Source organism: Chromohalobacter canadensis, from assembly GCF_029544075.1.
Taxonomy (GTDB): domain Bacteria; phylum Pseudomonadota; class Gammaproteobacteria; order Pseudomonadales; family Halomonadaceae; genus Chromohalobacter; species Chromohalobacter canadensis_A.
On the sequence record NZ_JAJQJH010000002.1, the window covers coordinates 345,669 to 368,797 of the forward strand.

Consider the following 23,129-nt stretch of genomic DNA (forward strand, 5'->3'; position numbering starts at 1 on the left):
GGGAGCTGGCCGGGACTCGGGTTTAGAAATGCCAGTAGCGGCCTCGGTCGGTATCCTGGCGTTGGCCTTGCAGGCCGATACGGCAGTCCTTCAGGTAGTCGTAATCACGCCGTGCGTCCTGCAAGCGCTGGGGGTCGAGTTGTAGCGTGGTGACGCTTTCCTCGCGATCGGCGCGGAACAGCGTCTCGCCGTCCGGGGCGACCAGCGCGCTCTCGCCGGCGAAGGTGAGCCCCGCGCCTTCGCCCGCGCGGTTGGTCATGGCGACGAAGTAGTGATTGTCCTGGGCGCGTGCCTGGGCGGCGCGGGCGTGCATGGGGCCGTAGGGGTCCATATTGCCGTTGGTGACCAGCAGCAGATCGCAGCCGAGTTGTCCCAGTGCGCGTGCGGGCTCGGGAAACTCCAGGTCGTAGCAGATCAACAAGCCGATCTGGAGACCGCGCCATTCGATGCAACCCACGCGATCGCCGGGGGCGACGAGATCGCGCTCGTCGGGCCACAAATGCGCCTTGCGGTAGCGCAGCGCGATGCCGTCCTCCGGGGTAATCAAGACGGTGGTGTTGAAGATGTGCTCGCCATCGCGTTCGAGCAAGCCCAGGGCGAGTGCGGTGTCATGCTCGCGGCTGGCGGCGATGAGCGTGGCGAGTTCATCGCCGTCGAGGCTCAGCGTACGGTCGTCGACGTGGCCGGGCTCGGCAAAGCCAGTGAGGTGCGTTTCGGGAAAGACGATCAGCGACGTCTCGGGGTCGGCGTCGCGTAGACAGGCCAGGGTGCGCGAGAGGTTGTGGGCGATATCGCCCTCGCGCCCGGCCAGTTGTGCCAAGGCTATCTGCATGAAAAACTCCGAAGCGTCATTGTGGCTGTGCGGTCATTCGGATGCTCCCTCAGTATCCGCGATCACACAGGCATGACCATTCCCCGACGGGGTTACCCCTTGGGGGTGAGCGAGGAGAGCGATATGACGAGCGACGCAGACGATAGCGAGCAGATGGAAGTACCGAGCGGTCTGGAAAGCGTGGCCTGGCATCGCGCCTTCGGGGCCTTGGCGGACAAGTTGGATGGCGCCAATTTCTGGCTGGCCACGGTGCGTACCCTGGGGCGTCACGTCGACTTCGATACCTGGGTGGTGCTGATCTTCCATCATCGCCAGCCGCCGCGCATCCTCGCCGAAAGCGACGAGGACGACGGCGCCGACGAGGCGCTGTTCCAGGATTATCAGCGCGGTCTGTATCTGCTTGATCCGTTCTATATCGATGCTCGGGACCACGCGCGTGCGGGATTGTACACGCTGGCCGACGTGGCACCGCAGTGCTTTCAGAACACCGAGTACTACCAGCGTTACTTCCAGCGCAACATCGTCGCCGACGAGGTGCAGTTCAATTGCCCCCTCGATGCTGAACGCACGCTATGCCTATCGTTAGGATCGACCCGCGCTTACTCGCCCGAGGCGCTCGGCCTTCTGAGTCTGGTGCAGCCGTGGGTGCTGGCACTGATGCGCCAGCGCATGCATTTCGAATTCGAACACGAAGATGGCACGCCGCCGGGGCCGCACCCATGGCATCCATCGCCCCAGGCGCCGCGCGACCTGGAATCCCATCAGTCACTGACCGAACGTGAGCGCGAAGTCAGCCAACTCATGCTGGGTGGCAGTTCGACCAAGGAGATCGCCCGGCGCATGACGATCTCGGTGGAAACCGTGCGCGCCCACAAGAAACATCTTTACGCCAAGCTGGGCATCAACTCGCAGTCGGAGCTGTTTGCGTTGTTCTGGCAGGCGCGTCGTTAACCTAAGCACGCTGCAGGTTGGCGCCCCAGCTTTACAGCGTGCGGTCGTCGACGCCGAAGGTCGGCGGCACGAACCAGCGCACGTCCTGGGCGTCGCGCTCGATATAATCCTCGACTTGTAGCAGGTTGGCGAAGATCGCCATGCGCATGGGAATGCCGTTGTCCGCTTGGCGGAAGATGGCCAGACGCGGGTCGCCATTGAGGTCGACATTAAGGTCGTTGGCGCCGGGGCGGCTGTCGCGTGGCAGGGGATGCATGACGATGGTGGTCGGGGAGCAGCGCTGATCGAGGAAGGCGCGATCGACGATGAAGTCCTGGGAGATGCCGGCGAAGGTCTCCGACATCTCGTCGGTGAAGCGTTCCTTCTGGATACGCGTGGTATAGATCACGTCGAGGTCGCCGAAATCGTTGGCCAGGCTCTCGCGCTGCTCCACGCGATGCCCGCGCGAGGTGACCAGGTCGATCAAATGACGTGGCATTTCCAGCCCCGGCGGCGATACCAGCGTGATGCGCAGCGGGTCGAAAAGCGACAGCAGCTTGATCAGCGAATGCACGGTGCGGCCGTGCTTGAGGTCGCCGGTCAGCAGCAGGTGCGCGCCTTCGAGACGCTTGCCCAGGCGCGTGAATTCCTTCTCGATGGTGTACAGATCCAGCAGTGCTTGGCTGGGGTGCTCGCCGGGGCCGTCGCCGCCGTTGATCACCGGAACGCGCGTGGCCTCGGCGAATTCCGCCACGGCGCCTTGGTCGGGATGGCGCAGAACGACAGCATCGACATAACCGCCCATCACGCGGCTGGTGTCGTAGAGGGACTCGCCCTTGGCCATCGATGAGAAGGTAAAACCGGTGGTGTCGCAGACACTGCCGCCGAGCCGCGAGAACGCCGCGTGAAAGCTGATGCGAGTCCGTGTGCTGGCCTCGAAGAACAGGTTGCCGAGCACCGCACCCTCGAGCACACGGGTCACCTTGCGCCGCTGGGCGAAGGGCTCCATGCGGCCGGCGAGCTGCATCAGGTGCTCGACGTAATCGCGGGACAGGGAATCGACGGAAAGCAGATGGGAACTCATCGGTAAGCCTCGCAAGTGGCGCAGGGGGTCGCTGCGCGTAGTGTACGCATACGCGCCGTTGGCTTCATCCGTTGCTTGTAGCCAACACGATGCGGCACCCCGCCGGTGCGGTCCGCTTGGCCTGGGCGCTAGCGACTTCTATGGTAATGAATGTCATATCCCACCATTCAAGGAGCGAATGTCATGGGTGAGCAACATTTCCCCGCGCAGGAACAAGCCGATCAACCCGGCGATGAACATGCCATGCGGCCCGAGCCCGAGTATATCCGCGACAGTTATCGCGGCACTGGCAAGCTCGACGGCAAGGTCGCCATCATCACCGGCGGCGACAGTGGTATCGGTCGCGCCGTGGCGGTGCATTTCGCCCGCGAGGGTGCCAATTGCGTCGTCGTCTATCTCAACGAAACGCGTGACGCTGAGGATACCCAGGCGCTGGTCGAAGCCGAGGGGCGTGAGTGCGTCCTGGTGCACGGCGATGTCGGCGACCCGATGCTGTGCCACCATGTGGTCGATACGACGCTGGCGAGCTTTGGCGCGATCAACATCCTGGTCAACAACGCCGCCGAGCAATACGACTGGAACGACGTCACACAGATTCCCGACGACCAGGTGCAGCGGACCTTCCAGACCAACGTCTTCAGCCATTTCTACATGGCCAAGCACGCGCTACCGCACATGCACGAGGGCGACACCATCATCGCCACCTCGTCGGTCAACGCCTTCAAGGGCAACGACACGCTGATCGACTACACGGCGACCAAGGGTGCCATCCAGGGCCTGGTTCGCTCGCTGGCGATGTCCCTGGTCGACCGCGACATTCGCGTCAACGCCGTCGCCCCCGGCCCTGTGTGGACGCCCCTGATCCCCGCCAGTTTCGACGAGGAAAAGGTCGCCGGCTTCGGGGGCCAGGTACCCATGGACCGCGCCGGCCAGCCCAGCGAAATGGGCCCCGCCTACGTCTACCTTGCCAGCGAGGAATCTTCCTACATGAACGGCCAGACGCTGCATCTCAACGGCGGCGTGATCCTCAATACCTGAACCGCGACGGGGCGGCGTCAGTCGCTTTCGGTGAGGCGCTCAGGCATCTACGGGCGCCATCACCTGCTTCAAATCCTGGTAGGCAGCCAGGCCCTCGGGACCGCGTTCACGGCCGATTCCGCTTTTCTTGCCACCGCCCCAGGCCGCCTGGGGCGGGGCTACCTGGTCTATGTTGGTCCAGATCGATCCTGCCGTGAGATGCCGCGCGATGGCAGATGCCCGTTCGTGACGAGGCTCACCGCCTACGTGATGTCCGCGTCCTCGGTCACAATGATGGAGGACTTGCCACCCAGCTCGAGCGAGACATTGCGTACTCGCCGCACCGGCAAGCTGACCTACCCCAGATTGCCCCTGAACGCTTATCTCACGTTCGACCGTCTTTGATATGAGGTACATCGGTTGCTCGGTGGCTATGGAACTGAGCAACCTATTCATCATGAATAATTACTTAGGCCTTTTCCCCTAGGGCGGCGATATGCTCCGGCAAGCGCTCATGGGAGCCGTACATGAAGTGGTTCTCCATGCGCTCAGCAAATTGGGTGGCTTCCGGTTCACGTCCCACCGCCATGGCCACTTCGCGCACGTGCATCGGCGATGCCCCGCAGCATACGCCGAGGTAATTGACCCCCAGGGCATGAGCGTCGCGCGCAAAGGCGCCGAGCTCGTAACGGTTGCAGAACAGCGGGTCCAGGGCGGTCGGGAAGGCGCGTCCGTGGGGTGCCGGGCAGCTGCATCCCTGATTGTCGGAGAGGTTGAAGAACGTTGGCTCCTGCTCGGTGGTGCGATAGGTCACCGGCAGTGCCGCCACATGGCAGGTAACGGCGTCGCGAATCTGCTGGATCCAGGGGCGCATGGTGTCCGGCCCTCTGAAGCAGTTCAGGCCGACCACGCTGGCTCCCTGCTGCTCGAGGGCGACACAGGTTTCCACGATGCTGGGGCCATCGACCATGCGGTTCTCGGCCATCGGCGCCAGGGTGACGACGGCAGGCAGCCCCTGGGCCTTGATCGCTGCCAGGGCCGCTTCGGCTTCGCCGGCATAGTAGAAGGTTTCCGCGATGATGAAATCGGCGCCTTCCTCGACGGCCCATTGCACCATCTCGTCGAACATAGCGCGCACGCTCTGCTGGGCGGCCGGATCTTCCGGGTCCCAGACGTTGCTGTTGGAAATGTTGCCGGCCATCAGGTTACCGGGCTTTTCATCGGCCACCTTGCGAGCGATCTTCAACGCAGCCCGGTTCAGCGGTTCCAGCAGCTCTTCCTTGCCGATCACCCGCATTTTTTCGCGGTGGCCGTTGTAGGTGAACGCCTGAACGACGTCCGACCCCGCATGCTGGAAATCGCGATGCAGCGCTTCCAGAGCGTCTGGGCGCAACAGCGCCACTTCGGGCACGAACTCACCGGCGGAGAGATAACCGCGCCGTTCGAGCTCGAACAGAAAGCCCTCGGCACAGATCAGGGGGCCCTGGTCGAGTCGTTGGGTGATCAGGTCTTGCGTCATGGATGAATGCCTCGGCGGTGGTGTGCGTCTTCAATCGAGGCCGCATTTTGGCAGCCTCTTGGCTTCCACCACCAATGAAGAATTCCCACCTAAAAGTGAACCAGGCTCATGTTAATAGGGGGTTCTAGTAGGGAAGTGCATACTCTATCAGCTCTGTCGCTGTAGGTTCCCCGATGATCAGATGGGCGACAGGCGTTATCCTTTGCTGGCCGCCAAGGATGCCAGGTCGTTCATGACGCGGGTGGAAGAGAAGCCCCAGCCAATCAAGCAACGACAATCAGAGATTTTCAATGAAATGGCTAACGAGACTAAGTTAGCTTGTCTGCTCAGTCCTGAGCGCCGGGCAGCCGCCCGCCCAGTCGTGTCGTGATCTCGCGGGCGGCGCGGCTCACCAGGCCGCCGAGTTCGGCGAGCCGGGCTTCGGGAATGCGTGCGGCGGGACCGGAGACTGAGATGGCGGCGAGCGGTAGGCCGTTCTCGTCGTGCAGCGTTGCCGCCACGCAGTTGAGGCCGATGGCGTGTTCCTCGCGGTCGCAGGCATAGCCCTGGCGGCGGATCTCGCCGAGGGCGTCGCGCAGGCGGGACGGGGTGTCGAGGGTATTGGGCGTCACCTTGTCGAGGCCGCGCGTGTGGAGGATGCGCTCGACCTCGTCGCGTGGCAGCCAGGCGAGCAGGGCCTTGCCGACGCCCGAGGCGTGAAGCGGGGCGCGCGAACCCAGCCGCGTGATCATGCGCATCATCTGCGGCGACTCGCTCTGGGCGAGAAACACGGCCATGCCCTGATCCCGGATGCCCAGGTTGGCGGTTTCCTCGGTCTCTGCCGTCAATTGATGCAGGAAGGGGCGGGCGGTGGCGACGAAATCGCGTGCCTCGAGGAAGGCATTGCCCACGCGGAATGTCTTGGCGTCGATGTGCCACACGCCCATCTCCGCGTCCTGGGCGATGAAGCCCTGCTGGTGGAGTGCCTGCAGCAAGCGGTGCGTGGTCGACGGGGCCAGACCCACGATCTGGGCGATATCGGACAGGGCCAGCCCACCGGGGGCGGCAGCGAGCCCTTCGAGGATATTCAGGCCCCGCACCAGCGATTGGCTGTGGCCGCTGGCGGCCTTGCCGTTGCCGGCGGGGCGTCCGACCGTCTTGCGTTTGCTTTCCGTCACGCCTGGCTCTCTCTCACGAAGCATTCATGGAAAATTCTTCCATGAATTCCGCTGCCTCGCCAGCCCACCAAAGACGCACGCCGGCGCTCATTTCGGTGCAGAGTTGCCTTCAGGCGGCATGGGCGTCCAGGCGTAGTCGCGCGATGCGATGGATCTGTGCGATGGCGGTGCGGCGTTCCTCGTCGGGCGTATGCGCGAGACGGGCCTCGAAGGCATCGAGAATCTCGCGACGGTGGTAGCCCTTGACCGCCATCACGAAGGGAAAGCCGAAGCGTGCCTTGTAAGCAGCATTCAAACGCTCGAAGCGGGCCAGCTCGTCCGGGGTACACTGATCGAGCCCGGCACCGGCCTGTTCCTGGCTTGAGGCCTGGGTGAGCCCGCCATCCAGCGCGACCTTGCCGGCCAGGTCGGGGTGCGCGCGGATGACCGTGAGCTGGCGCTCGGCGGGGGCGGCGTCGAGCACGGCGGCCATCGCCTCGGCGAGACCCGCGGGGCTGTCATGGTGGGTATCGATGCCGGCGTCCCATACCGCTTCGGCGATCCACGGAGAGTGTTCGTAGATGTCGCCATACGCGGCCACGAAGGCCTCGCGGTCGAGTTGCGTGGGGCGCGGCGAGAGCAGGGCATGGCGCATGCGCGTCTCCTGATGCTATGTTGTTCGGGATTGTTGTATACAAAATCAGGGTAAGCGGTGGCGCCACGGGCGTCCATCCCGGGCCGCCGCTCGATGCCCGCCGACGATCGCAAGGAGTGACCATGGGCTATCTCACCACGCACGTTCTGGACACCGCTCGGGGCTGTCCCGCACGCGGCATGCGCCTGTCGCTGTATCGGCTCGATGGCGACACCCGTCAGGCGCTGGGCGAGTTCGTGACCAACGAGGATGGCCGTTGCGATGGACCGCTGCTGGAGGGCGAAGCCTTCCGGGTGGGCGAGTACGAGCTGCTGTTCGAGGCCGGCGAGTATCTCGACCGCCAAGACGAGGTTTCGCCGACGGGGCCGCGCTTTCTGGCGCGGATTCCGCTGCGCTTCGGCATCGACGATGCGGGCGCCCACTATCATGTCCCGCTGTTGCTATCCCCCTTCGGTTATTCCACCTACCGCGGTAGCTGATGTCGGGCGGGCAATGCGATGATCAGCGCAAACGCATTCGGGAGCCGTGAATGAGCGAGTCACGTCAGGCGCATGCCGCCAAGAAAACGCGTCGCAACGAGGGCAAGGCCGGCGACGGTGCGCAGCGTCATGACGCCATCTATCGTGCGATCAGCGACGCCATCATCGAACACCGCCTGCAGCCCGGTGCGCGTCTGCGCGAGGATGCCCTGTCGGACGTCTTCGGTGTCAGCCGCACCGGCATCCGCAAGATCCTGCAACGCCTGGCCCTGGAGCATCTCGTCACCCTGACGCCACGGCGTGGTGCGAGCGTCTCCCGGCCCACCGCCGAAGAGGCGCGCGATGTCTTCGCCGCCCGTCAGTTGGTGGAGTGCGAACTGATGGTGCAGATCGCTTCGCGCGTTACCGAGAACGATCTCAAGTCGCTGCGCGACTGCGCCAACCGCGAGCGCCAGGCGCTCAAGGCGGGCAAACAGAGCGAAGCGATCAAGCTCTCGGCAGCCTTCCACAATCAACTGGCCGCGCTGGCGGGCAATGCCACGCTCAGCGAGTTCATAGGTCGCCTGTGTTCGCGCTCGTCGTTGATCCTCGCCGTTTACGGCAACACCGGCCACCTTGGTTGCGAGTCGCACGACCATGACGAACTGATTCGTCACCTCGAAAACGGCAACGCCGAGCGTGCCCGCGCCTTCATGCAGCGCCACCTCAAGGCCATCGAGGCCTCGCTTTCCATCGCCGAGGCGCCCGAAGAAACCCCGGACTTGTACGCTATCTTTGATGGCGCCCCGTCGTGACGGTGTGTGCCTCGCGGTGGTTAATCTTTCAGCGCCCATTGTGGCTGGACACCTTTACGGTGCGGAAAGCTGTGTCTCGGCGAAGTCGAGCAGGTTCCGATAGTCACGCTGACGGATGATGTGCTCGACGATTCCCGCATCCAGGTTCAAATAGTCGTGCACCAGCGCGTTACGCAGACCGATCACCTTGTTCCAGGGCGTACCGCTGTCGTCATGCCCCAGGCTATGTAGCTTGGCGAAGACCTGTCGAGCATCGCTAGGCACCACGACGCTCAATGACTTCAAGCGTTGCTTGGCGATGCCGATGCAGGCCTCGGTAAGCAACTGGAGGTTGCGCTCCGCCGCTCGGTAGAGCAGTGCGTTCCAGCCTTCGGGCGTCGTGGCGGCCTGATGCAACTGCTCTAGTTCCTCGGCGAGGGTGGCGAGATGCTCGCGCATGGCGTCGATGTATTCGGTTTCCACGTGATGCTTACCTGTCGGTTCAAGCCGCAATTCAAGCATAGTGCTGCTGATGATACTGATGATCGATCTCCCACATCGAAGTGATGCGGTTTTCCTCGCAAATCAGACGCAAGCGGTCGTTGGCTTGTAAGACCTGGCCAGTGCGGATCACGGCGTGGGCGAGGGGCAGCGGTGCCAGGTTGATATCGACGATGGAGAGCTGATCATTCGTCAGAGCCAGTGCATCTTGCCAGTCTTGTGCCAATAGCTCGGGACGCAGACGCCGCTCCAGGGCGTCTTCCTCGAAGTTGCGAAAGGCCACGGCAAGATCGTAATCGCTTTCCGCCGTCGCCGTGCCCTTGGCGCGTGAGCCATAAAGCCACAGCACGGCGATTGCATCGTCACGGGCTGCTAGCTCGGCGAGGCGTGGCAGAATGGCTGTCTGGTCGGGCATTTCAGCTCTCTTGTAAAGCGGCGATGGATGCTAGCGACAGTGTAGCACTGGCGGTGGTTTGCCGAGGGGCTGGCGCCGTCGCGCCAGCAATGTGTGCTCAGTGCGCTACCTCGGCAGGCGTCGAGACTTGCCCGCGCATCAAGGCGTAGTAGCACGCACCTCCAAGCCCGGCACCGAGTAGCCACGCGAAGCCTTCCAGCGCGGCGAGCGCTGGCACCCACACCGAGGCCAGCGAGAACAGTGCGCCAATGGCGAAAGCCGCCAGTCCGCGGCGGTTCCAGCCATTCTGATAGTAATAGGCACTGCCCGGTGCAGTGGAGAATAGCGCCTGAACGTCCAACTGGCCTCGGCGGATGACGTAGTAGTCGATCACGATGATGCCGTAGAACGGGGCGATGACGGCGCCGATGGCGTTGACGAAGCCGGGAATGCCGATCCGGCTGATCACGCTGACCCACAAGGCCCCGATGAAGAAGGCGATGATCGCAGTGATCAGCCCGCCGAGCCGGAAGCTGATGCGGCGCGGAAACAGGTTGGACAAGTCATAGGCGGGGGGAATGAAGTTGGCGACTAGGTTGATGCCCACAGTGGCAGCGAAGAAGGTCAGCGCGGCGACGATCGTCAGCGGCAGACTATCGACGCGATCGACGATGTCCGAGGGGTTGGTCAGTGCCTCGCCGAACAAGGCCAGCGTGCCGGCGGTGATGATCAGGGCGATGAACGAGAACACCGCGACGTTGAGCGGCAGCCCGAGCCAGTTGCCGAGCCGCATGGCGCGATCGCTTTTCACGAAGCGCGCGAAGTCGCCGAAGTTGATCACCACGGCGGCGAAGTACGCGATCATGGTGCCGAGAACGGTGAAAAAGGCGCCGACGGCACTGCCGGCGGCGTCGCTGTTGCCGCTAAAGATGTTGTCGATGGCTGGCAGCAGCGAGGCACCGGCTTGCCACCAGACCACACCCATCAACACGATCATCACCGCGTAGACCAGCGGCCCGGCCCAGTTGAGGAAGCGCTTGATGCGCTCGATGCCCGCCCAGAACATCGCCAACTGAAAGACCCACACCACTACGAAGGCCAGCCAGGCCACACTCGACAGCCCCAGGGACTGGCCGCCCTCCGGCACGCCCAGCGCGGTTAGCAAGAGCGTGACGGCCGTGGAGGCGAAGTAGGTTTGCACGCCGTACCAGAAGATGCCGATCACCGCGCGCAGCATCGCCGGTAGGTTGGCGCCGTGCACGCCGAGGCTAGCGCGCACCACCACCGGAAACGGAATGCCGTATTTGACGCTGGGGCGCCCGGTCAGATTGACCAGTACCATGACCACCAGGCCGGCGAGAATGATGGCGGCCATGACCGCCCAGCCGTTGAGGCCGTAGCTCAGAAACAATGACGCGGCCAGGGTGTAGCCGAACAGGCTTTGGATATCGTTGGCCCAGACATTGAAGATCTCGAAGGCGCCCCAGCGGCGTTCGCCATGGGGCAGTGGCGCCAGGTCGGCGTTGTAGAGACTTGCATCGGGCGCCGTGAGGCGCAGGTCGTTATCGTTCATGGAAGCGCTCTATATCGGTATGCAACGTCGTGGAGGACAGCTTTATCGTTATTGGTTGAAACGCCGGCAGGCCGGCCAGTAGCGCATCAGCAAGTAATAGGTGAGGCCGGCCGGCAGCAGGCTCGCGTACCACGAAACCGCCGAGACGTTGAGCGCCACCAGGGCGCCGATCAGCGTGGCGATGCAGGCGGGTAATTGATGCCGCGATAAGGGCCATGCGCGTCATAGAGCTTGTCGAGATCCAGCGTGCGCCGGCGAATGAGGTAATAATCCACCGCCATGATCGCGAAGATCGGTCCCAGAAACGCCGAATAGGTTTGCACGAACAGCTGCAGTCCGGCCGCGGAATCGTCCTTGACCAGTTCCCAGGGAAAGGTCGCGAAGGCCAGCAGCCCCACGATCACGGTGGCGCTGCGGAACTTGAGCTTGAAGACGTCCATCAGCACGTAGGTCGGCGGCACCACATTGTTGAGCACGTTGGTGGTGACCTGGGCGAAGGCGATGAACAGCAGGGTGGTGATCAGAAGCGGTGGATTGTCGACGGCGTTGGCGAAGACATCGATGGGATCGGCGACGCCGGTGGCCCCGGAGACCATCAGCCCGATCAAGCCCATGAACAGCGTGCAGGGCAAAATCGACATGGCGTAGAGCGTGCTCAGCAGCCCCGGCCCGCTGCCGTGCTTGAGCTCGCGGGAGTAGTCGCTGGCATTGAGGATCATGGTGCTGTAGATGCCCAGGAACAGCATCGTCGCGCCCCAGAAGGGTAGCCCCCAGGTGCCGTCGATGTCGATCAGTTGTTCGCCGATTACATCGCCGTACTTGTCGAGCACGCTGAAGAACATGTAGACCAGCGAGGCCAGGATGAAGCCACTGCCGATGTTTTCCAGCCACTTGATGCCCTGAAAGCCGAACACCGACAGGGCGATCTGCAAGAGCTGGAAGGCGATGAAATAGAACACCAGATTGTCGAAGCCCAGCAGGGTCGACGAGACGGCGTTCAGGGCGCCGGCGCCGATCCAGCTCTGAAATCCGTACCAGACGATGGCCGGCACCGCGCGGATGAGCCCCGGCAAGCGTGTGCCGGTAAAGCCGAAGGCGCTGCGTGCCTGGACCATGAAGGGAATGCCGTACTTGTAACCGGCGGCGCCATTGATCGTCAGCGCAACGCCGATCACCACACAGCCGATGGCGATGGCCAGCGAGGCCTGTAATAGGTTGAGCGTACCGACGATACTCGAGCCCATGGCGAAGGTGCCGATCGACACGCAGCCACCGAACCAGGCCAGTAGATAGGAGAGGCGTCCCATGATGCGGGTACGCTGTGGGTCCAGGGACTCTTGTCCCGGTGCCTTGCCGGCAGGGCGCGGCCCTTCCGACGTGGCGGAGTCGCTTGTCATGACGCTTTCCTCGGGCGGGACCGTGCCCCGCGATTTGTTGTTGTGCGCCCCGCTGTGGGACGTCCGAGTGGCGTAGCGTGCTGCTGTTTGGCTATCTGTCAGGCGTCTTGGTGTTGTGATTATCGGTAAGAGGACGCCGGCGATGATTTAGGCTGCTTCAGGCTTGAGCGTTAGCGAGTATGGGTCGTGGCGCGAAAACGTGGCTCCCCCCGTTTGCGGGCATTAGCGTGATAAATGGGCGAAATGGCCGGTGAAGGACTTGGGACGCGGAAAGGCGAGGTCGCCATGCTTGCTGGTGCCGAGCCCGAGGCCGACCAGCGCCTCGGCCAATTTCACGGCGGCGGTAACCCCCTCGACGATGGGGATGCCCACCGCTTCTTCGATGGTGGCGCGCAGATCGGCCATGCCGCCGCAGCCGAGCACGATGGCGCCGATGCCGTCCTCGTCCCGGGCGCGCCGGCAGGTCTCGATCACCCGCGTGAGGGCGGCGTCGCCATCGTCCTCCAGGTCGAGCACGGGGATTTCCGCGGCACGGATACGACGGCAATGATGCGCGAAGCCATAGGCCTGCAGCAGGTGCTCGGCGATGATGCCGGTGCGGCTCAGCGTCGTGACGATGGAAAAGCGCGTGCTGATCAGGCTGGCCACGTGAAAGCCGGCCTCGGCGATGCCCAGCACAGGCGCGCGGGTCAGCTCCCGGGCCGCCATCAGCCCAGGGTCGCCGAAGCAGGCGATGATGTAGGCGTCGCTGCCGTCGCGCTCGCCCTTGGCGATTTCCTCGGTCACGCCCACGGCGCTGATCGCCTCGTCGAAGTGACCCTCGATGGACACCGGGCCGCTTTCCGGTTGCGTGGCCACGATCCGGGTGCCCGGGGCCGCTATGCGGCTGGCGGACTCGCCGATGCGTGTCGTCATGCCGGTGCTGGTGTTGGGGTTGATGAGGTGCAAGCGCATGGGGCATTCCTTGGGTGCGCGGCAGGGCCGCACATGTTTTGTCTACAAAATTTCTAGTATTGAATACAAAATAAGTCAATGCCGGATCACACTTGTATCGTCGGCTGCTGCTCCGGACATGCCTTGAACCGCCGCAGCGCACAGGGTGTCGTTTTCGTTGGCAAGGGGGCAGTGAGGGGTCGATTTTTGTATACATCAACGCACGCTAAGGTAATCTGAGCGCCACAATAATAAACCGGGAATCTTCATGGGCATGGATTTGAGCTATGAACACTGCAGTGCGTTGATTGTGCTCGCCCAGGGCGGCGCCGAGATGCCCCGCTCCTACGAGATCGTCGAGGCCTAACGAACCTCCAGGTTCAATCCGCCTGACGCGAACGGGCCGGCTGATGCTGCCGGTGCGCATTACTGAAGTTGTGCGCGCTATTGACCAAACCCACATGTGAGAACGCCTGGGGGAAATTACCCAGCAGGCAGCGTTGGATGGGGTGGTACTCCTCGGCTAGCAGCCCTAGGTCGTTGCGCACATCCAGCAACTTGTCGAACAATGCCCGCGCCTCGTCGCGCCTTTCCTGCAGCAGCAATACATCGACCAGCCAGAAGCAGCAGACCAAGAAGGCTCCCTCGTCTTCCGCCAGGTCGTGACGCTGGGTATCGGTGGCGAAGCGATAGACGAAGCCTTCACGTGTCAGTTCGTGCTGGATCGCCTCGACCGTGGCCTCGATGCGCGGATCGGTGGCGGACAAAAATCCCACCAGAGGCAGCAGCAACAGCGAGGCATCGAGCTCATCACTGTCGTAATGCTGGACGAAACTATTGCGGGCACGATTGAAGCCATGCGTGCACACGTCCTCGTGGATATGCTGGCGTAAGCGCTTCCAAGCCTCGATATCGCCCTCGAGCCCGAAGTTCTCGACGCCCTTGATGGCTCGATCAACCGCTACCCAGGCCATCACCTTGGAGTGGGTATAGTGCTGTTGAGGGCCGCGTAGCTCCCAAAGCCCCGCCCCGGGCTGCTGCCAGTGCGCCTCGACATACTTGACCAACCGGTACTGAACACGCCAGAGATCCGCATCGGGCTCGATATCCTGCATGCGGCTGGCGTGCAGGCCGTCCATGACTTCGCCATGGATGTCGAGCTGGACCTGACGATAGGCGCCGTTACCGATCCGCACCGGACGACTGCCATTGAAGCCGGAGAGCCAGTCGAGCCTGTGCTCGTCGATGCGACGCTCGCCGGCGATGCCGTAGATGGGCTGCAGCTTGCCGGGCTCGCCAGCGGCCACCCGCAGCAACCATTGGCGCCATGCGTGGGCTTCCTCCCGATAACCGGAGGCCAGCAGCGCGTATAGCGTGAAGGTGGCATCGCGCAGCCAGGTATAGCGATAGTCCCAGTTGAGTTCTCCGCCGAGACTTTCTGGCAGTGAACAGCTTGCGGCGCCGACCATGCCGCCGGCCTGCTCATCGGTGAGCGCCTTGAGGGTGATCAGCGAGCGCACCACCGGCTCGCGGAAGGCCTCGTCTATCTCGCAGCGGCCACTCCAGTCGGACCACCAACGCTCGACCTCATCGAGCGCTTGCAGTGTATCGTGCGGTTCGGGAGCCTTCTGATGCGAAGCATGCCAGGTCAGCGTGAAGGGCACGCGCTCACCGGCTGCAACCTCGAACGTGGAACGTAGCGTGTCGTCATCGCAACGTATTCGGGCCGGTGACCATAGCCGCAGTGCATCCGGGCCGGCAATGGCCGAGACGCCATGACGATCCTCTCTCAGCAACGGAGTGACATCGCCATAACCGAATCGAAACAGGGCGTTGCACTCCATTGTCACACGGCCCTCGCGCCCTTCAATCACCCGCATTAGGTCGACTCGCGCGTCATCATCGCGGCCCAACGGCATGAAGTCGATGACCGCTACGCGCCCCGAGTCGGTTTCGAATAGGGTTTCCAGCACCAGCGTTTCGCCGCGATAACGCCGAGAGCGCGAGATCATCTTCTCTTGCGGCGCAATCTGCCAATAACCGTTGCTTCGATCCCCGAGCAGGGCGGCGCAGCAGGCATCGGAATCGAAGCGCGGCATGCACAGCCACTCGAGAGTGGCGTCGCGGTCGATCAAGGCCGCGGTACGCATATTGCCGATGAAACCGTAATCTTCGATCCGCTTGGCGGAAGCCTCCATGCCGAAAACTCCTTGTAATGGCGGTGAGTGTCGGTTAATCAAAGCCTGGCTTACCAAGATCAGTATGACTTATTGTCCCTATCTCGCCCCTATCGTTACTCATGTTTAACAAATATTAATCCACCTCAGTCCCTCTATTTTTAAACAATGTTTATGCTTATTTAAAACGCTTTCCTAAACTAGGTGGCATCCACTTTCTCTGCAAAGGTTAGATTCCACGTTAGCAACAGGCCGGCCTTGATGGTGGGGAGACCTCCTGGGTTTGGACATGAAATCATTCAATTGGCGTCTTATCGAAAGCATTAAAAAGTCCAGCCGATGCATCTAACCCTGGCTCGGCACGCTTAGGCGATGAATTATTTTCATTCCTGTAAGCCTGAAAACATTTTAATAGCCATCTAGCCTTTCCAGAGAGTCACGGCAATTACTTGGCTTGTTTAGCGATAGAACTTGCATGGAGGCAATTCGACATGAGCAATGAAACGGTTAGCGATTTTTTGCTAAAGCGCTTATCTGAATGGAACGTCCAACGCATCTTCGGTTATGCCGGTGACGGGATCAACGACATCATGGGGGCGCTGGATCGTGCCGGTGATCGCTTCGATTTCATCCAGACACGCCACGAAGAGATGGCCGCCTTCATGGCCTGCGCACATGCCAAGTTCACCGACGAAGTCGGCGTCTGCCTGGCCACCTCCGGCCCCGGGGCTATCCATCTGCTCAACGGCCTCTACGACGCTAAGAAGGACCATCGCCCGGTGGTAGCGATCGTCGGCCAGCAAGCACGCAGTTCGCTGGGCGGCGACTATCAGCAGGAGGTCGATTTAGCGGCGCTGTACAAGGACGTCGCCAATGAATACGTGCACATGGCGACCACCCCCGCTCAGGTGCGCCATCTGGTCGACCGGTGCATGCGCATCGCCATCGCCGACCGCACCGTCACCGCGCTGATCGTTCCCAACGACCTGCAAACCCAGCCCGCCGTCGAGACGCCCGCGCATGCCCACGGTACGGTACATTCTGGAGTCGGTTATCCGCGCCCACGGACCCAGCCCCACGAGGATGACCTCAAGCGTGCCGCCAAGGTGCTCAACGAGGGCAAGCGCGTCGGTATCCTGGTCGGAGCTGGCGCGCTCAATGCCACGGATGAAGTGATAGAGATCGCCGACGTGCTAGGTGCGGGGGTCGCCAAGGCGCTGCTGGGACGCGCTGCGCTGCCCGATGATCTGCCCTATGTGACTGGGTCGATCGGGCTGCTGGGTACCAATCCCAGTTGGGAAATGATGTCGAACTGCGACACCCTGCTGATGATCGGCTCGACGTTCCCCTATTCGGAATTCCTTCCCGAGGAGGGCCAAGCGCGCGGTGTGCAGATCGACATCGACGGGCGCATGCTGAGCATGCGCTACCCCATGGAGGTCAACCTGATCGGCGACAGCGCCGCCACGCTCAAGGCGTTGCTGCCCCATCTCGAGCGCAAGACCGACCGCAGCTGGCGCGAGCATCTCGAGAAGAGCGTCGCCCAATGGTGGGAAATGCTCGAAGAGCGCGCCATGGCCAGCGCCGACCCGGTCAACCCGCAGCGGGTGTTCTGGGAGCTTTCTCCGAAGCTGCCCGACAACTGCATCCTGGTCGCCGACTCCGGTTCGGCGGCCAACTGGTATGCCCGTGACCTCAAGTTGCGTCGCGGTATGCAGGCCTCGGTGTCGGGCGGCCTGGCGACCATGGGCTGCGGGGTGCCTTATGCCATCTCCGCCAAGCTTGCCCACCCCGAGCGTGCCGTGATCGCGATGGTCGGCGACGGCGCGATGCAGATGAACGGCAATGCTGAACTGGTCACCATCGCCAAGTATTGGCAACGCTGGAGCGACCCGCGGCTGGTGGTGCTGGTGCTCAACAACCAGGACCTCAACCAAGTGACCTGGGAGATGCGCGTTCAGGTCGGCGATCCCAAGTATGCCGGCTCGCAGGATCTGCCCGACTTCCCCTACGCCGAATACGCCGACCTGATCGGCCTCAAGGGCATCAAGGTCGACGAGCCGGACGCCCTGGCCGGCGCCTGGGACCGCGCCCTGAACGCCGACCGGCCGGTGGTGCTCGAGGTCAAGACCGACCCCGACGTGCCGCCGATTCCGCCGCACATCAAGCGCGAACAAGCCAAGGCCTACATGTCGGCGCTGCTTCATGGTGATCCCGATTCGCTGGGCATCATCAAGGCCTCGTTCAAGCAGTTCGCCCGCGAGGTCGTGCCCAAGATACACAAGCACTGATTCGGCAGGAGGCGAGCCTGATGGTTATAAGCCATGTGCCGGTCGAGGCGGTAAAGACGACGCACTACAGCGTGCCCACCGATCGGCCCGAGTCCGATGGCACCCTGGCGTGGGACGCGACCACGCTGGTGCTGGTCGAGCTCAGTGCTGGCGGCTGTACCGGGTTGGGGTATACCTACGGTGATGCGGCTTGTGCCCGGTTGATCGACGACAAGCTGGCCGAACTGATCCAAGGGCGCAACGCCATGGCGACGCGCGAATGCTGGCTGGCGATGGTCGAAGCGATTCGCAATCTCGGCAGGCCGGGGATCAGCTCGATGGCGATCGCCGCGGTGGATATCGCGCTGTGGGATCTGAAGGCGCGCTTGCTCGAAGTACCACTGGCGACGCTGCTGGGGCCGGTACGCGAATCGGTGGCAGTCTACGGAAGCGGCGGGTTTACAAACTATTCGCAGGATCAACTATGTTGCCAGCTCGCTGGCTGGGTTGAGGCCGGCATCCCCCGGGTCAAGATGAAGATAGGACGCGAGCCGGCTTCGGACCCTGAACGCATCCGCCAGGCGCGCGATGCCATCGGCCCCTCGGCCGAGCTCTATGTCGATGCCAACGGGGCCTATTCGCGCAAGCAGGCGCTGGCCATGGCCGAGCGGTTTCCGCCGCTCGGCGTGAGCTGGTTCGAGGAGCCTGTCTCCTCCGATGACCCGGAAGGCCTGCGCCTGCTGCGGGATCGAGCGCCTGGCGGCGTCGAGATCTCCGCCGGGGAGTACGGCTATGACTTGCCCTACTTTCGTCACCTGCTCGAAGCCCAGGCGGTCGATGTGATGCAAGCCGATGCCACCCGCTGCGCCGGGATTACCGGCTTCATGGATGTAGCAGCGCTGTGCGATGCCTGGAATATCCCGCTGTCGTCGCATACCGCACCGGCGATTCATCTGCATCCGGGGTGCTGCGCCAAGCAGCTACGTCATCTCGAATACTTTCACGACCATGCGCGCATCGAAGCCTTGCTGTTCGAGAGCAATGTCGGCCCGGTCGATGGCCGTCTACAGCCCAATCTGACGCGTCCCGGGTTGGGCCTGAGTCTCGACCGTGAGACGGCCGCGCGTTACCGGGCATGAATCGGAGGGGACTCGCCCACCTTTCATCACCCACGCAAGGAGGCCACGGTGAATCATCCATTATCCGAACCCTCGGGTAGCGACGCGGTCGGCGACTTCCACGACCTGGCCGAGGAACTGAGCGCCGTCATTGAGGGAGAAGTTCGCTTCGATACCGGTAGCCGGGCGCTTTACGCCAACGACGCCTCGAATTACCGTCAGCCGCCGATCGGTGTCGTGATACCCAAGACGATTGAAGATATCGTCGCCACGCACCGCCTGTGTCACGCCTTCGACGTTCCCCTGCTGTCGCGGGGTGCGGGGACCAGCCTGTCGGGAGAAACGGTCAATCACGCGGTGGTGCTCGACCATTCCAAATATCTCGATGAAATCGTCGACATCGACGTCGACGCGCAGCGCATCACGGTGCAGCCCGGGGCCATCAACGACAAGGTCAACCAGGCGTTGGGGCGCTATAACCTAGTATTCCCGCCCGATCCGTCGACCCACGAGTGGTGCACCATCGGCGGCAATATCGGCAACAACTCCTGTGGCGTGCATTCGGTGCAGGCGCAATTCTTCGGCCATGGCCCGCGCACCTGCGACAACGTCGCGGCACTCGACGTGCTCACCTATGACGGTGTGCGCCTGACACTCAAGGACCATTACAGCGAGGCGGAGATCGAGTCGATCATCGCCGCGGGCGGCCGCCAGGGCGAGATCTTCGCCGCCTTGCGCGACTTGCGCGATCGCTACGCCGAGCGCATCCGCGAACGCTTCCCGCGTATCGCGCACATGCCGCGCCGGGTCTCGGGCTACAACCTCGACAACCTGTTGCCCGAGAACGGCTTCAATCTGGCTGCCGCGCTGTGCGGCACCGAAGGCACCTGCCTGACGGTGCTGCACGCAACCCTGAAGCTGACCGAGAACGTCCGTCATCGCACGCTGGCGGTCATCGGCTTCGATGACGTGGCGGCCGCCGGCGATCACGTCCCGGAGATTCTCGAAGCGCGGCCGATCGCACTGGAAGCGATCGACCGGCGGCTGTTCGATGACGAGAAGCAGCAGCATATGAACGAGGAGGAGCTAAGGCGGCTGCCCGACGGCAATGCGTTTCTGATCGTCGAATTCGGCGGGGACGACGCCGACGATGCCCGGGGCCGGACCAACGCCTTGCTCGAAAAGCTTCAGACCAAGCCGGGCGCTAACGCACCGCAGGGTCACCAGATCGTCGACGACCCTGCCCAGGCCGCCAAGATCTGGGCGGTGCGCAAGGCCGGACTGGGCGCCACGGCGTTCCCACCGCCCGACCAGCACCCGCACTGGCCCGGCTGGGAAGATTCCGCGGTCCCACCGACCGAAGTCGGCGACTATGTCCGAGACCTGAGCAGACTCTACGACAAGTACGGCTACAAGGGGGCGTTCTACGGTCATTTCGGGCAGGGCTGCATCCATTCGCGCATCGACTTTGACCTGCAGTCGGAGGCCGGCGCAGCGCATTACCATGCCTTTGCCGAGGAGGCCGCCGATCTGGTGACCGCCTATGGCGGTTCGCTGTCGGGCGAACATGGCGATGGCCAGGCACGCGGCGAGTTGCTCGAGCGCATGTACGGCCGTGAACTGGTCGAGGCCTTCCGGCGCTTCAAGGCGATCTGGGATCCCGATTGGCGAATGAACCCTGGCAAGGTGGTCACGCCCTGGCGGCTCGACGAGAACCTCCGCCTGATCGACTACACCCCGGCGGAGCCGACCACGCAGTTCGCGTTTCCCGACGACGGTCGGCACTTTTCCAAAGTGGCGATGCGCTGCGTGGGGGTCGGCAAGTGCCGCAGCGACGAAAGCGGCACCATGTGCCCAAGCTACCGGGTCACCCGCGAGGAGAAGCACGCCACCCGCGGGCGCGCCAGGCTGCTGATGGAGATGATGCAGGGCGATGTGATCACCGACGGCTGGCAATCGGAGGAGGTCCGCGAATCGTTGGATCTGTGCCTGGCCTGCAAGGGTTGCAAGAATGACTGCCCGGTCAACGTCGATATGGCGACCTACAAGGCTGAGTTTCTGTCGCACTACTACGAGGGACACCGCCGTCCGCTCAACAACTACGCCTTCGGCTTCATCGACCGCTGGTCGCGGCTGGCCTCGAGAATGCCGGCTCTGAGCAACTTCGTGACCCGCACGCCCGGGCTGCGCGGCGTGGCGAAGAAGCTTGCCAGCGTGCCCGAACAGCGCAGCCTGCCGCAGTATGCGCCGCAGACCTTCAAGCAGTGGTTCGCCGGGCGCGCGCCGGTCAACCCCACCGCACCCGCGGTGATGCTGTGGGCGGACACCTTCACCAACCATTTCTACCCCGATACCGGCCGGGCGGCCGTCGAGGTACTGGAGGCGGCTGGCTATCGTGTCATGCTGCCGGCAGAAGGCTTGTGCTGTGGGCGTCCACTGTACGATTTCGGCATGCTCGACAGTGCCAAGTCCTACCTGAGGCAGGTGATGGGCCAACTAGGCGATGTCATCGATGACGAGGTGCCGGTCGTCGGGCTGGAGCCGTCGTGCATCTCGGCGTTCCGCGACGAGCTGGTCAATCTGTTTCCCGACGACAGCCGCGCACGCACGCTGAGCAGGAACAGTCTGATGTTCAGCGAATTCCTGATTGAGCGCGCCGACTATCGACCGCCGACGCTGAATCGCAAGGCGCTGGTGCACGGTCATTGCCACCATACCTCGGTCGTGGGCATGCAGGCCGAGACTGAGCTGCTCGACCGACTCGGGCTCGACCACCGGATGCCCGACTCCGGTTGCTGCGGGATGGCTGGCTCGTTCGGTTTCGAGAAAGGCAAGTACGACGTCTCGATGGGGGCTGGCGAACGGGTGCTGCTGCCGACGGTGCGCGGGGCCGACCGCGAAACCCTGATCGTCGCCAACGGTTTCAGCTGCCGCGAACAGATCGCTCAGGCCACGCCGCGCCAGGGTTTGCACATTGCCGAGGTGCTGCGCATGGCGCTTGATCAGACACCGACGACAGACATCGGCCTGCCGGAGGGCGAGATCGTTCGCCGCCGGCAACAAGCCCAGCGTCGCGCCAACCGGCGCGCCGCGGTGACCGTCGGAGGCGTGGCGGCGGTCGGGCTGGCGTTGTGGAAATTGAGCCAACGGCGTTGATCCCATCAGCGATGACCGCGGATAACGACGCACACAAGGAGGTGCCATGAACGCACACCACACGCATCAGGAAATCGTCGTGGTTACCGGCGCGGGTGCCGGACTGGGACGTGCCACGGCGCGGGAGTTCGCCCGGCGCGGTGCCCATCTCGGATTGATCGGGCGCGACCCGAATCGACTCGAGGCGGTGCGCAGCGAGGTCGAGGCGCTGGGCGCCCGCGCGGTGACGATCAGCGCCGACGTCGCCGACGCTCGGCAGATAGAGGGCGCCACCGAGCGCATCGAGGCCGAACTTGGCCCCATCGACATCTGGATCAACGCCGCTATGACTACGGTGTTCTCGCCGCTTCACGCGATGAGCGCCGAGGAGTTCAAGCGAGTCACCGAGGTCACCTACCTGGGCAACGTCAACGGCACCCTGGCGGCGCTCAAGCGCATGCGTCCACGCAATCGAGGCACCATCGTGCAGGTCGGCTCGGCGCTCGCCTATCGGCCGATCCCGCTGCAGACCGCCTATTGCGGTGCCAAGCACGCCATCAAGGGCTATACCGAGGGGCTACGCTGCGAGTTGCTCAACGAGGGCAGTCGCGTGCATGTCACGCTTGTCGAGATGCCGGGGCTGAATACGCCGCAGTTCGACTGGTGTCGCAGTCACCTGCCCAGGCGCGCGCGGCCGGTCGCTCCGGTTTACCAGCCCGAGGTGGGCGCACGCGCCATCTACTGGGCGGCCCATCATCGCCGTCGCCAGCTCTACGTCGGCATTTCCTCGCTGCTGACCATCTGGGGCAACAAGCTCGCCCCGGGGCTGATGGACCGTTATCTGGCGCACAACGCCGTCGGCGGCCAGCAGACCGACGAGACGGAGGACGCGAATCGCGCCGACAACCTGTGGCAACCGGTCGCCGGCGAGCGCGGCGCCCGTGGACGCTTCAATCGCGAGGCCCACCGGCAGAGCGTCCAACTGTGGGCGAGTACCCATCGTCGTGAAGTTGGTGTCGCCGCGGGCGCCGTAGTACTGCTCGGTGCCCTGCTGAACGGCCGCAGGCGCAGCCGGCATCGCCGTCGGGCGCTATCCGGCCGGCGATGATTCGAATGTTCGGCGCTACGATGCGCCTGGTGGGCTCACGATGCGTGTGGTCATATCGGTGTTGATGCGGGGGTCGATGAAATGCAGGCGCTTGAACG

General features: G+C 63.3%; 20 protein-coding genes and 1 pseudogene. 8 read left to right on the plus strand and 13 right to left on the minus strand.

The window, feature by feature from the left end; translation table 11 throughout:
* Nucleotides 1-22: 22 nt before the first annotated feature.
* Nucleotides 23-832 (minus strand): carbon-nitrogen hydrolase family protein, encoded by an 810-nt coding sequence (locus LUN51_RS05250; protein ID WP_277810419.1) that lies wholly within the window; start codon nucleotides 830-832, stop codon nucleotides 23-25.
* A 123-nt stretch (nucleotides 833-955) separates the two neighbouring features.
* On the opposite strand from LUN51_RS05250, the gene LUN51_RS05255 reads away from it, so the two are divergent.
* Complete coding sequence (locus LUN51_RS05255; protein WP_277810420.1) at nucleotides 956-1,783, plus strand: helix-turn-helix transcriptional regulator; 828 nt, start codon at nucleotides 956-958, stop codon at nucleotides 1,781-1,783.
* A gap of 31 nt (nucleotides 1,784-1,814) precedes the next feature.
* On the opposite strand, the gene pyrB is transcribed toward LUN51_RS05255, so the two are convergent.
* Nucleotides 1,815-2,846, minus strand: coding sequence for an aspartate carbamoyltransferase (pyrB, locus tag LUN51_RS05260; RefSeq protein ID WP_277810421.1), 1,032 nt, complete (start codon nucleotides 2,844-2,846; stop codon nucleotides 1,815-1,817).
* Between the two features lie 183 nt (nucleotides 2,847-3,029).
* Here pyrB and LUN51_RS05265 point away from each other — a divergent pair, with 183 nt between their 5' ends.
* Nucleotides 3,030-3,884, plus strand: a complete 855-nt coding sequence (locus LUN51_RS05265) for an SDR family oxidoreductase (RefSeq protein WP_277810422.1) — start codon at nucleotides 3,030-3,032, stop codon at nucleotides 3,882-3,884.
* Between the two features lie 39 nt (nucleotides 3,885-3,923).
* Here LUN51_RS05265 and LUN51_RS17425 read toward each other — a convergent pair whose 3' ends face one another.
* From LUN51_RS17425 to uraD, 5 genes are all read right to left on the minus strand, one after another.
* Complete coding sequence (locus LUN51_RS17425; RefSeq protein WP_431355561.1) at nucleotides 3,924-4,094, minus strand: aldehyde dehydrogenase family protein; 171 nt, start codon at nucleotides 4,092-4,094, stop codon at nucleotides 3,924-3,926.
* A 32-nt stretch (nucleotides 4,095-4,126) separates the two neighbouring features.
* Nucleotides 4,127-4,207: an aldehyde dehydrogenase family protein gene (locus LUN51_RS17430; protein ID WP_431355562.1), complete on the minus strand. Its 81-nt coding sequence runs from the start codon at nucleotides 4,205-4,207 to the stop codon at nucleotides 4,127-4,129.
* A gap of 125 nt (nucleotides 4,208-4,332) precedes the next feature.
* Nucleotides 4,333-5,382 carry a homocysteine S-methyltransferase family protein gene (locus LUN51_RS05275; RefSeq protein WP_277810424.1) on the minus strand — a complete coding sequence of 350 codons (1,050 nt, stop codon included), beginning with the start codon at nucleotides 5,380-5,382 and terminating at the stop codon, nucleotides 4,333-4,335.
* 326 nt (nucleotides 5,383-5,708) lie between these two features.
* Nucleotides 5,709-6,539, minus strand: coding sequence for an IclR family transcriptional regulator (locus LUN51_RS05280; protein ID WP_277810425.1), 831 nt, complete (start codon nucleotides 6,537-6,539; stop codon nucleotides 5,709-5,711).
* 109 nt (nucleotides 6,540-6,648) lie between these two features.
* Complete coding sequence (uraD, locus tag LUN51_RS05285) at nucleotides 6,649-7,173, minus strand: 2-oxo-4-hydroxy-4-carboxy-5-ureidoimidazoline decarboxylase (RefSeq protein WP_277810426.1); 525 nt, start codon at nucleotides 7,171-7,173, stop codon at nucleotides 6,649-6,651.
* 122 nt (nucleotides 7,174-7,295) lie between these two features.
* On the opposite strand from uraD, the gene uraH reads away from it, so the two are divergent.
* Together uraH and LUN51_RS05295 are read left to right on the plus strand one after the other, a co-directional pair.
* Complete coding sequence (gene uraH / locus LUN51_RS05290) at nucleotides 7,296-7,652, plus strand: hydroxyisourate hydrolase (protein WP_075368674.1); 357 nt, start codon at nucleotides 7,296-7,298, stop codon at nucleotides 7,650-7,652.
* Between the two features lie 50 nt (nucleotides 7,653-7,702).
* Nucleotides 7,703-8,446 carry a GntR family transcriptional regulator gene (locus LUN51_RS05295; RefSeq protein ID WP_277810427.1) on the plus strand — a complete coding sequence of 248 codons (744 nt, stop codon included), beginning with the start codon at nucleotides 7,703-7,705 and terminating at the stop codon, nucleotides 8,444-8,446.
* Nucleotides 8,447-8,500: 54 nt separating this feature from the next.
* On the opposite strand, the gene hepT is transcribed toward LUN51_RS05295, so the two are convergent.
* The 6 genes and pseudogenes from hepT to LUN51_RS05325 all read right to left on the minus strand — a co-directional run bounded on the left by hepT (nucleotide 8,501) and on the right by LUN51_RS05325 (nucleotide 15,421).
* The gene (hepT, locus tag LUN51_RS05300; RefSeq protein WP_277810428.1) at nucleotides 8,501-8,908 is read right to left on the minus strand and encodes a type VII toxin-antitoxin system HepT family RNase toxin; all 408 of its coding nucleotides are present in this window, start codon (nucleotides 8,906-8,908) and stop codon (nucleotides 8,501-8,503) included.
* Between the two features lie 31 nt (nucleotides 8,909-8,939).
* Nucleotides 8,940-9,341, minus strand: a complete 402-nt coding sequence (mntA, locus tag LUN51_RS05305) for a type VII toxin-antitoxin system MntA family adenylyltransferase antitoxin (RefSeq protein ID WP_277810429.1) — start codon at nucleotides 9,339-9,341, stop codon at nucleotides 8,940-8,942.
* A 97-nt stretch (nucleotides 9,342-9,438) separates the two neighbouring features.
* Complete coding sequence (locus LUN51_RS05310; protein ID WP_277810430.1) at nucleotides 9,439-10,893, minus strand: NCS1 family nucleobase:cation symporter-1; 1,455 nt, start codon at nucleotides 10,891-10,893, stop codon at nucleotides 9,439-9,441.
* A 48-nt stretch (nucleotides 10,894-10,941) separates the two neighbouring features.
* Nucleotides 10,942-12,290: pseudogene (locus LUN51_RS05315) on the minus strand (NCS1 family transporter).
* 222 nt (nucleotides 12,291-12,512) lie between these two features.
* Nucleotides 12,513-13,244 carry an aspartate/glutamate racemase family protein gene (locus tag LUN51_RS05320; protein WP_011505387.1) on the minus strand — a complete coding sequence of 244 codons (732 nt, stop codon included), beginning with the start codon at nucleotides 13,242-13,244 and terminating at the stop codon, nucleotides 12,513-12,515.
* A gap of 359 nt (nucleotides 13,245-13,603) precedes the next feature.
* Nucleotides 13,604-15,421: a glycoside hydrolase family 15 protein gene (locus tag LUN51_RS05325; protein WP_277810431.1), complete on the minus strand. Its 1,818-nt coding sequence runs from the start codon at nucleotides 15,419-15,421 to the stop codon at nucleotides 13,604-13,606.
* Nucleotides 15,422-15,891: 470 nt separating this feature from the next.
* On the opposite strand from LUN51_RS05325, the gene LUN51_RS05330 reads away from it, so the two are divergent.
* The 4 genes from LUN51_RS05330 to LUN51_RS05345 are packed head-to-tail and all read left to right on the plus strand — an operon-like array spanning nucleotide 15,892 to nucleotide 23,031.
* Nucleotides 15,892-17,691, plus strand: coding sequence for a thiamine pyrophosphate-requiring protein (locus LUN51_RS05330; RefSeq protein WP_277810432.1), 1,800 nt, complete (start codon nucleotides 15,892-15,894; stop codon nucleotides 17,689-17,691).
* Nucleotides 17,692-17,711: 20 nt separating this feature from the next.
* On the plus strand, nucleotides 17,712-18,809 hold the full coding sequence (locus LUN51_RS05335; RefSeq protein ID WP_277810433.1) for an enolase C-terminal domain-like protein: 1,098 nt from the start codon (nucleotides 17,712-17,714) through the stop codon (nucleotides 18,807-18,809).
* Nucleotides 18,810-18,857: 48 nt separating this feature from the next.
* On the plus strand, nucleotides 18,858-21,944 hold the full coding sequence (locus LUN51_RS05340) for an FAD-binding and (Fe-S)-binding domain-containing protein (protein ID WP_277810434.1): 3,087 nt from the start codon (nucleotides 18,858-18,860) through the stop codon (nucleotides 21,942-21,944).
* Nucleotides 21,945-21,990: 46 nt separating this feature from the next.
* Nucleotides 21,991-23,031, plus strand: coding sequence for an SDR family oxidoreductase (locus tag LUN51_RS05345; RefSeq protein ID WP_277810435.1), 1,041 nt, complete (start codon nucleotides 21,991-21,993; stop codon nucleotides 23,029-23,031).
* Nucleotides 23,032-23,129: the final 98 nt, after the last annotated feature.

Coding starts and splice junctions, on each gene's coding strand:
- LUN51_RS05250 (WP_277810419.1), bottom strand. CDS start 832: ATGCAGATAGCCTTGGCACAACTGGCCGGGCGCGAGGGCGATATCGCC.
- LUN51_RS05255 (WP_277810420.1), top strand. CDS start 956: ATGACGAGCGACGCAGACGATAGCGAGCAGATGGAAGTACCGAGCGGT.
- pyrB (WP_277810421.1), bottom strand. CDS start 2,846: ATGAGTTCCCATCTGCTTTCCGTCGATTCCCTGTCCCGCGATTACGTC.
- LUN51_RS05265 (WP_277810422.1), top strand. CDS start 3,030: ATGGGTGAGCAACATTTCCCCGCGCAGGAACAAGCCGATCAACCCGGC.
- LUN51_RS05275 (WP_277810424.1), bottom strand. CDS start 5,382: ATGACGCAAGACCTGATCACCCAACGACTCGACCAGGGCCCCCTGATC.
- uraD (WP_277810426.1), bottom strand. CDS start 7,173: ATGCGCCATGCCCTGCTCTCGCCGCGCCCCACGCAACTCGACCGCGAG.
- uraH (WP_075368674.1), top strand. CDS start 7,296: ATGGGCTATCTCACCACGCACGTTCTGGACACCGCTCGGGGCTGTCCC.
- LUN51_RS05295 (WP_277810427.1), top strand. CDS start 7,703: ATGAGCGAGTCACGTCAGGCGCATGCCGCCAAGAAAACGCGTCGCAAC.
- mntA (WP_277810429.1), bottom strand. CDS start 9,341: ATGCCCGACCAGACAGCCATTCTGCCACGCCTCGCCGAGCTAGCAGCC.
- LUN51_RS05310 (WP_277810430.1), bottom strand. CDS start 10,893: ATGAACGATAACGACCTGCGCCTCACGGCGCCCGATGCAAGTCTCTAC.
- LUN51_RS05320 (WP_011505387.1), bottom strand. CDS start 13,244: ATGCGCTTGCACCTCATCAACCCCAACACCAGCACCGGCATGACGACA.
- LUN51_RS05325 (WP_277810431.1), bottom strand. CDS start 15,421: ATGGAGGCTTCCGCCAAGCGGATCGAAGATTACGGTTTCATCGGCAAT.
- LUN51_RS05330 (WP_277810432.1), top strand. CDS start 15,892: ATGAGCAATGAAACGGTTAGCGATTTTTTGCTAAAGCGCTTATCTGAA.
- LUN51_RS05335 (WP_277810433.1), top strand. CDS start 17,712: ATGGTTATAAGCCATGTGCCGGTCGAGGCGGTAAAGACGACGCACTAC.
- LUN51_RS05345 (WP_277810435.1), top strand. CDS start 21,991: ATGAACGCACACCACACGCATCAGGAAATCGTCGTGGTTACCGGCGCG.